Origin of the sequence: Candidatus Angelobacter sp. (assembly GCA_035607015.1) — a bacterium.
Taxonomy (GTDB): domain Bacteria; phylum Verrucomicrobiota; class Verrucomicrobiia; order Limisphaerales; family AV2; genus AV2.
On sequence record DATNDF010000194.1, the window covers coordinates 1 to 6,954 of the forward strand.

7 protein-coding genes are annotated in these 6,954 nt (G+C 59.4%); 1 reads left to right on the top strand and 6 read right to left on the bottom strand.

Translation table 11 applies throughout. The features are described 5' to 3' along the window. Positions 1 to 81 precede the first annotated feature (81 nt). Positions 82 to 792, top strand: a complete 711-nt coding sequence (locus VN887_07945) for an endo-1,4-beta-xylanase (GenBank protein ID HXT39938.1) — start codon at positions 82 to 84, stop codon at positions 790 to 792. A gap of 436 nt (positions 793 to 1,228) precedes the next feature. Here the strand turns inward: VN887_07945 and VN887_07950 are convergent, their stop codons facing one another. From VN887_07950 to VN887_07975, 6 genes are all read right to left on the bottom strand, one after another. Then, positions 1,229 to 2,176, bottom strand: coding sequence for a class I SAM-dependent methyltransferase (locus VN887_07950; protein ID HXT39939.1), 948 nt, complete (start codon positions 2,174 to 2,176; stop codon positions 1,229 to 1,231). A 5-nt stretch (positions 2,177 to 2,181) separates the two neighbouring features. Next, the gene (locus tag VN887_07955; protein ID HXT39940.1) at positions 2,182 to 3,234 is read right to left on the bottom strand and encodes a class I SAM-dependent methyltransferase; all 1,053 of its coding nucleotides are present in this window, start codon (positions 3,232 to 3,234) and stop codon (positions 2,182 to 2,184) included. A gap of 19 nt (positions 3,235 to 3,253) precedes the next feature. After that, entirely contained in the window at positions 3,254 to 4,591 is a 1,338-nt protein-coding gene (locus VN887_07960; GenBank protein ID HXT39941.1) for a glycosyltransferase, read from the bottom strand. Next, positions 4,588 to 5,223, bottom strand: coding sequence for a PIG-L deacetylase family protein (locus VN887_07965; GenBank protein ID HXT39942.1), 636 nt, complete (start codon positions 5,221 to 5,223; stop codon positions 4,588 to 4,590). The genes VN887_07960 and VN887_07965 overlap by 4 nt, the downstream gene beginning before the upstream one ends. Continuing rightward, positions 5,220 to 6,263 carry a glycosyltransferase family 4 protein gene (locus VN887_07970; protein ID HXT39943.1) on the bottom strand — a complete coding sequence of 348 codons (1,044 nt, stop codon included), beginning with the start codon at positions 6,261 to 6,263 and terminating at the stop codon, positions 5,220 to 5,222. Before VN887_07970 ends, VN887_07965 begins: the two co-directional genes overlap by 4 nt. Position 6,264: 1 nt before the next feature. Further along, on the bottom strand, positions 6,265 to 6,954 hold a 690-nt coding region (locus VN887_07975), incomplete at its 5' end, for a glycosyltransferase family 1 protein (GenBank protein HXT39944.1).

Sequence of the window (6,954 nt, forward strand, 5' to 3'; positions counted from 1 at the left end):
CGTGCAACAAATCGCTTTGGCCGTGGTGGATTCGGCGGTGGCTTCGGCCGATACAACGGCCCGCGCGCATCACGTGATGAGTTGCTGGCTCGGATGAGCAACCATATTCATACGGTCGTTGGTCGCTACAAAGGCAGGGTCAAGGTTTGGGATGTGGTGAACGAAGCTATCGCAGATGGCGACGGCACAAACATTCTGCGGAACTCGCTCTGGCTGGAAATCATCGGACCGGACTTCATCGCGAAAGCATTCGAGTACGCGCACGAAGCAGACCCCGACGCGATTCTTCGCTACAACGACTACGGATTGGAGAACGCAGCCAAACGCAGGAAACTCATCACGTTGATCAAGTCGCTCCAGGCACAGAAGGTGCCCGTCCACGCCATCGGCTCGCAGGCCCACGTCAATGTGTCCACGACGTACGAGACCATGGATCAAGCACTGGCTGAAATGAAAACGCTCGGCCTGCCCATCCACATCACCGAACTCGACGTCAACAGTGCTCGGGGCGGCCAGCGCGGTTTTGGAGCAGACATCGCCAACAACGCAGCGGCCACTCAGGGGGGTCTCGCGAGCGACGCCGACAAAAAACTGGCTGACGCCTACGGCGGAATCTTCCGCGCATTCGTGAAGCACCGCGACTCAGTGAAGATGGTCACGTTCTGGGGCGCAAACGACGCCGTCTCCTGGCGGGCCAACGGCAAGCCGCTTTTGTTCGACGCCAACGACCAGCCCAAGCCGGCGTTTGAGGCTGTGATCGCCGAAGTGAAGAAGACGGCGACCGCCCAATGAACGCTTCAGCACGATTCACCGCGAAGTCCTCCGCGACATTCTCGCGCAACTCCACGTACCTGGGACCAATGCGGTTTACCGTCACCACGGCAACGGTCCATGAATTCTTGGTGGGGCAACCCGGTTCGGTTGTCTTCGAAAATGATTGTGCTGGGGACGAGAATCCGCCGCCCCTTTTCCTCTCGGGAGCCGTTTGCTTCGATCGTAAGAACAACTTCAGTTGCGTTGTCGCGGGTGTTTTCGGAGAGCTCCAAGATAAAAGCACGACCGGCGGCGAAGTGGTGCCCCGACGGCACCACTTTGCGATTGCAGATGGGCTTGATTGACGCTCATGAAAACGAACCGGTCAATTTACCTCCGGTAGCGACGGCTTGGCGTGTCACATGGCGCATCCTACCGGCCATGGGGTCAAGTGAGGGTCGCCAAACGGTCGCTTTCAGGGGCGAAGATCGAAAATGAGCACCCGTTCGTTGGAGAGGCTCACGGGGAACCGTTCGCGCAGATGGCGGTTCAATGCGGAGTAATGCTCCAACCACCAAAAACACGACCAAACAAAGACCATGCGCGAGGCGCCTGTTTTTCTAAGTTGCTCCAGTTCCTGAATCGCCGTGGCATCATCAGGTGGCGGGCCCCAATACATTCCCGCTCTTTGCAAAAACGGTAGCGCGTGCTTGTGCGGCAGCCGGCTGCGAATCTGTTCCTCATCGACAAGAACGAACCACTCCGCCAACGGCAGGTGCCGTTCGATGTCTTGAATCGCCAGGCGCAATCGCCGCGATTCCGCGGTTTTTGCCGACAGCGGAGGTGTGCAATGTAGCTGGGGCGCCCCGTCCTTGTGCAGCACCGCCAGCAGAGTGGCGCGGTCGATCGTTTTCACCGTGGCACGCTTGAACCGCTCGAAGTCTTTCGCTGACCAGAGACTCCGATGCCGTTCCAGCTCGTTGGCGCATAAATCCGCCTGGCCTGTCTCGTACTTGGGCGTGGTGACGATCACCGCCTTGCCCGCTTTCTTCAGCGCGTCACGCAACAGCCGCAGACCCGCGCGCTTTTCGAAGTGTTCGATGATGTCGCCCATGAAAACAAGGTCGTAGCGCGGAAGCTTTTTCATCAACTCGCCGGCGTCGCCAATGTGAATCCGATCGTAAAGATAACGGTGCATCGGCGTAAGATACGCGGCGTGACCCTCAATGCCGTCAATGCGCACACGCCAATTCTTGCGGCGATAGCGCGTCGGATCCTGTTCCGCCTCGTTGATGTCCGTGTATTCGCGGAACAGATGACCCCATTTGCCGAAACCGACGCCGACATCGAGGATGGACTTCGGCCTGAGCTGGCGCACCAGATGAATCACGGTCGGGATGGTATTTGGCCGGCTGCTGGGCATGCAGGTTACTTTCGCGGTTTCAGATGGAACACTGCCAGTCGGTCGTTTGTCAGTAGGCAAGGGTAGTGCGTCTGCAAATAGGTTCTCAAGCCTGTGTAGTGGTCCAGCCACCAAAAAGACGGCCAGGCAAAGACGATGTGGCTCGCGCCCGCATGTCGAAGGCGCTCCAGCTCACGAATCGCGGTTTGATCTTCCCCCGGCGGCCCCCAATAACGTCCCTCGTGCTCGAGAAATGGAATGATCCGTCGTCGCGGAAACTCGGCTTCATTTCCCCATTGGTCGTCATTGACGAGGATGAAACTATCCCCCTCCGGCACAAGCTGCAGGATTTCCGCGGTTGCCAGTTGTAATTGCTCCGCCCAGCGCGCAGCGTTTGAATCGGCGGCGTTCTGCCCGGTGCCGTTCTCGGCGACGGTCTCTCCGGCCATCCCCAGAAGTTCAACCATCTGGCGAGTCATCTTTTTTGATGCGATAAAAAGTTTCTGCTGCATGCCGTCGATCTTTTGCGGCAGCACGAACGTCGCGCAGTTTAGTCCGGCCTCGGCATAGACAGCCTGATAATCATGAATCCAGACGTGTTCGGGCGGCTTCCACGGCCACGCTTCGCTCCAGTCAATGTTCATGATAAAACTCGAAATTGCGGAGAGTTGTCCAATCAACGAACGCACCGCCGCCCTGGGATGATGCAGCAATACTTCGACCGCGATGGATGCGTCGTAGCCCGCGCCCGGGAGCGGGGTATCCGAATAAAAATCGTGCTGCACAAAACGGATGTTGGCGGCTCCCGCGCAGTGGAGTCTGGCAGCTTCGAGACGATCAGTGCTCAGATCCAACGCGGTAATCTGCGCGGTTGGATACATTTCTGCCAGCAATCTGGTAATGCGTCCCGATCCGCAGCCCAGTTCGAGAATCGACTGCAACGACAATTTGCTTTGGCGAAGTGTTTTGGACAGGAAACGCTCTTGCAGGAGGTGGTATTCCGCGTAACGCGTTTCGTCCGCCGGATTCGCCCGGCCTCGCTTCAGCCAGTATTCGTTGACGTTGAACTCGTCACTCATGGGATCCGATCCGATACTGTTAAAAAAAGGCTCTGTGGCTCCCGAACGCGCCAATCATCCCGGAATAAATCGTTTCCAATAGAACGTTCAACTTGCGAATGTCGTAACGGGATTCCACAAACCGGCGTCCCGCCCGGCCCATGGCGGGCCATGTTTCCGGATGCCCCAGCAGATGCTCCAGCCGTTCCGTCAACGCGTCGACGTCCCGTTCAGGAACGAGAAATCCGGACTGATCCTCCAACATGCCTTCCGGCAGCCCACCGTGTTGAGTAGCGACGACCGGCAGACCCGACGCCTGCGCCTCCTGCAATACCAGTCCTTGTCCTTCCTGATCACCTTCGACGCTCACACTGGCGAGAACGAAGATATGGGCCGCAGTCATCAGGCGTCGCACTTCGTCACTGTTGAGCGCGCCGTGAAAAGTGACTTGCGCGGCAAGATGCGACTCCTCGACAAGCCGCTCCAGTTTCTTCCTCAGGGGCCCGTCTCCGACGATATCGTAGTGAACAAGCCTGCGTTGCCCGCAGAGTCTGGCCATGGCGCGGATCACAAATTCATGTCCTTTGATCGCGGTCAGCCGGGCCACGGTGAGAATGCGCACGGGTTCGTCGGGCTTCGGTGTCCGCTCGTGGAACGGAAATGTGTTCATATCGAGGCCGACGGGGAGTTTGTGGAGCTTTGCGGTCGGGCACCCCAGTTTTTCGACACGCTGCCGCGTATAGTCGCTGTTGACTGTAATCCCATCCGCCGTCGCAAACAGACGCCGGTAAACATCTGCGCCTTCATTTCGCGGCGCCGTTGAAAAATCGTAGCCATGAAAACTCACGACCAGAGGAGCATGCCAGAGTTCGCGAGCGAACCGAAAGCTGTTTCCGACCGGGCCGAAGTGAGCGTGGAGCACGTCGTACTTTCCGGACACGCGGGAAAGCGCGGCCAGCCGGTGCAGTGCCGAGAGACTGTTTGCCTGGTAGCGATATTCGGCCGGCCGCAGCGTTTGGAACGTCAAGCCCGGCGATCTGACGAGGCACCTGAAAAACTTCGGAATGGCGCGCGCCACTCGAATCGAATTGTGGACCGAGCTCGCCGAGCCGGGCGGCCACGTGCGCCCGGTAACCGGCCAAACCGGCATCTCCCACGGCGCGGTTTCCGCCGGCATGTCGATGAACGTGGTTCGCTCCAGCAGCCCGTGCGCAAGCACTTCAGGTGGGGCAGGCATGCCGGGGTCGCCGCGGCAATCCGCATAGATATCCACGTCATGGCCGACATTGAGAAGCTCCAAAATCTGCCGCACCACGAACGTTTCGGAAACGACCGGGAAGCTTCCTACAAACATCGCAATGCGGAGAGGCTTCCTCATTTCGTGCGCGGCAATGAGACTGACTGAAAGACCTCGGCGAAGCGGCACTTGGCCGCCAGTTCACCGCGAAACTGGTTCAATCCAGTCACCGCGCGCACGTAATCGAATTCGAGCAGCTGTGACCGGTGTGCTCGCAGTGCGCGGAGTTTTCGCGGCATGACGGCAGTGATGTCTTCAACGTGATTCCATTCTGCAAGAGGTGTCCAGACTTCATAAGCGCGCAACGCGGGTGTGGCGATGCCGCTTTTCCGTAGCGCGGCACGCGCAATCGGCAGGCAGGCTTTGTGATCCGGATGCCATTCGGCGGCATGAGGCAGATAAATCAAGTCCGGTGTCGTTCGTTTGAGAATCGTCGTGAGCTTTTTCGCGGCCCGGCCGACGTTGTCGCCGACAAACCAGTCGGGCAGGCGCAGGAAGAATTGGTTCGTTACACCGAGAGTCTTCGCTGCTTTTTCCGCCTCGCGTTCACGGATAAGCCGGGCTCTGGTCGCGGGCAAATGTTTAAGACCGAGTTCACCGGATGAAAGATAAACGACCGAGATGCGGTCCTGGCGGCGTGCGTGCAAACACAATGCTCCACCGCACCCGATCGACTCGTCGTCGGGATGCGGCGCTATGACGAGGACGTTCATCCGACGGGCGCGCGCGCATCATCCGCACGCTTTGATCCGGCCAGTTGCTCGTAAAGACCGGCGTAGTCACGAGCCATTCGCTCCGCAGAAAAGCGTCGCTCGGCCGACTGGCGGATGTGCTTTCGGTTGAGTCCGAAGCAATGTTGAACGGCCTTGAGAAATTCTTCCCCGGTAGTGGCGGTGCAGCCGTTCACGCCGTCCTCCACGATCTCCGGTACGGCGCCGAGGCGCATCGCGGCGACCGGTGTCCCGCAAAGCATCGCTTCCACGAGCACAAGGCCGAATGCTTCCGGATACTGGATGGGATAAAGCAGCGCCTTTGCGCCGCCGAGGAGTTGGTCGCGCGCCCTGCCCGAAACCGGGCCGGCATATTCCACCGACTTCCCGTCGATCAGGGGCTTCACCTGCTCGCGGAAGTATTTGTTATCCGGTCCGGCCATGATCAGGCGCAATCCCAGTTCGCGCGCCGCTTCGACGGCCTGGACCGGCCCTTTGCCCGAAGTAAATCGTCCAAGGTAACAAACGTAATCATCGGGATCCTCGCGCAAGGTGAACCCGGAGACGTCCACGCCATGCGGAATGACCGCAGCAGGCCGCAGTTTCGGGTGCGTGCTCCACTGATGTTTCGATACTGCCGTGACGCAGGATTTCGGGGACACCTGCCAAAGCCGCGCGGCGCTGTCGTCCGGAACGATATGCGTCGTATGCGCCATGGGTGCGTGCGCGAACGGCTCCAGCGGAATGCTCCAGAGATACGCATGGCTGTGCATGACGTCGAAACGATCCGACTCTTCCACCGCGCGGCACAAATTCACCCACTCACACAAATGCCAGTCGTCGATGGAACCATGAGTGCCGTACGGGCCCGGCAGCGTCGCGACGAGTTCGCCGTCCACCTCGGAATTGGCCGCGCCGAACACGGTGACGTTGTGCCCCAGGCGCGCCAGTTCGCGCGTCAGCAACCAGATCAGCGATTCAACGCTGCCGCCGGTTTCGCGCCGTACGGGCGCGGACAACGTGGAAATCTGGGCGATTCTCATGTCAGTCCATCGCGGCATTCAGCAACGCCGGCAGCACGCGGTCCGTCGAAAAAACGTTTTCCGCCAGATGACGCGCGGCCCGGCGATGTCGTTCGTAGTCGATGTCGATCCGGTTGATGGCGGCGACCGCTTCGTTCAAATCGCCAAAAGTCAAGACGCCTTCCCCGATGGGCAGCCAGTCGCTCAAGCCCGTGTCCTCGACCAACACCGGTCGGCCGGAAGCGAGGTAGCACACGCTGCGGTCGCTGAACCAGCCGCCGCGCATTTTCACATAGCCGTGTTTCGGCACACTGAATTCGCCGCGGGATCGTTGAATGAACTCGCGGTAACTTGCCGGTGTCTTTGAAATTATTTCGCCCGGGCTTGTTTCCCAGCCGCGGTTCTCCAGGAGTTTTGGCTCGATGCCCATTTGCGCAATGCGGAATTTCTGCTGCGTGAGCTTCGGCACGTCAAGAAAGTTGGGAAACTCCCTGTCGCGCTGGCCGTAGGAGACCCCGTTGTGATGCGCGTCGCGAAAACCCTGCCAGCGCATGATCGAAGTGAAGTGAGTAGCGCCGTTTTGAGCCACCGGCCATTCTGGCAGGAAGACCGGGGGCAGTGTTTTGAGCCATGGCCCGCCGCCGGTCGGAACCGGACAGTCCGGCGCGCCGATTCTTTGGCCAAGCGTGAACCGTCGATCGCATTGTGAGAT

Bases quoted from the DNA above. Each gene is read 5' to 3' on its own strand.
- VN887_07950 (HXT39939.1), bottom strand. From the start codon at position 2,176: ATGCCCAGCAGCCGGCCAAATACCATCCCGACCGTGATTCATCTGGTG.
- VN887_07955 (HXT39940.1), bottom strand. From the start codon at position 3,234: ATGAGTGACGAGTTCAACGTCAACGAATACTGGCTGAAGCGAGGCCGG.
- VN887_07960 (HXT39941.1), bottom strand. From the start codon at position 4,591: ATGAGGAAGCCTCTCCGCATTGCGATGTTTGTAGGAAGCTTCCCGGTC.
- VN887_07965 (HXT39942.1), bottom strand. From the start codon at position 5,223: ATGAACGTCCTCGTCATAGCGCCGCATCCCGACGACGAGTCGATCGGG.
- VN887_07970 (HXT39943.1), bottom strand. From the start codon at position 6,263: ATGAGAATCGCCCAGATTTCCACGTTGTCCGCGCCCGTACGGCGCGAA.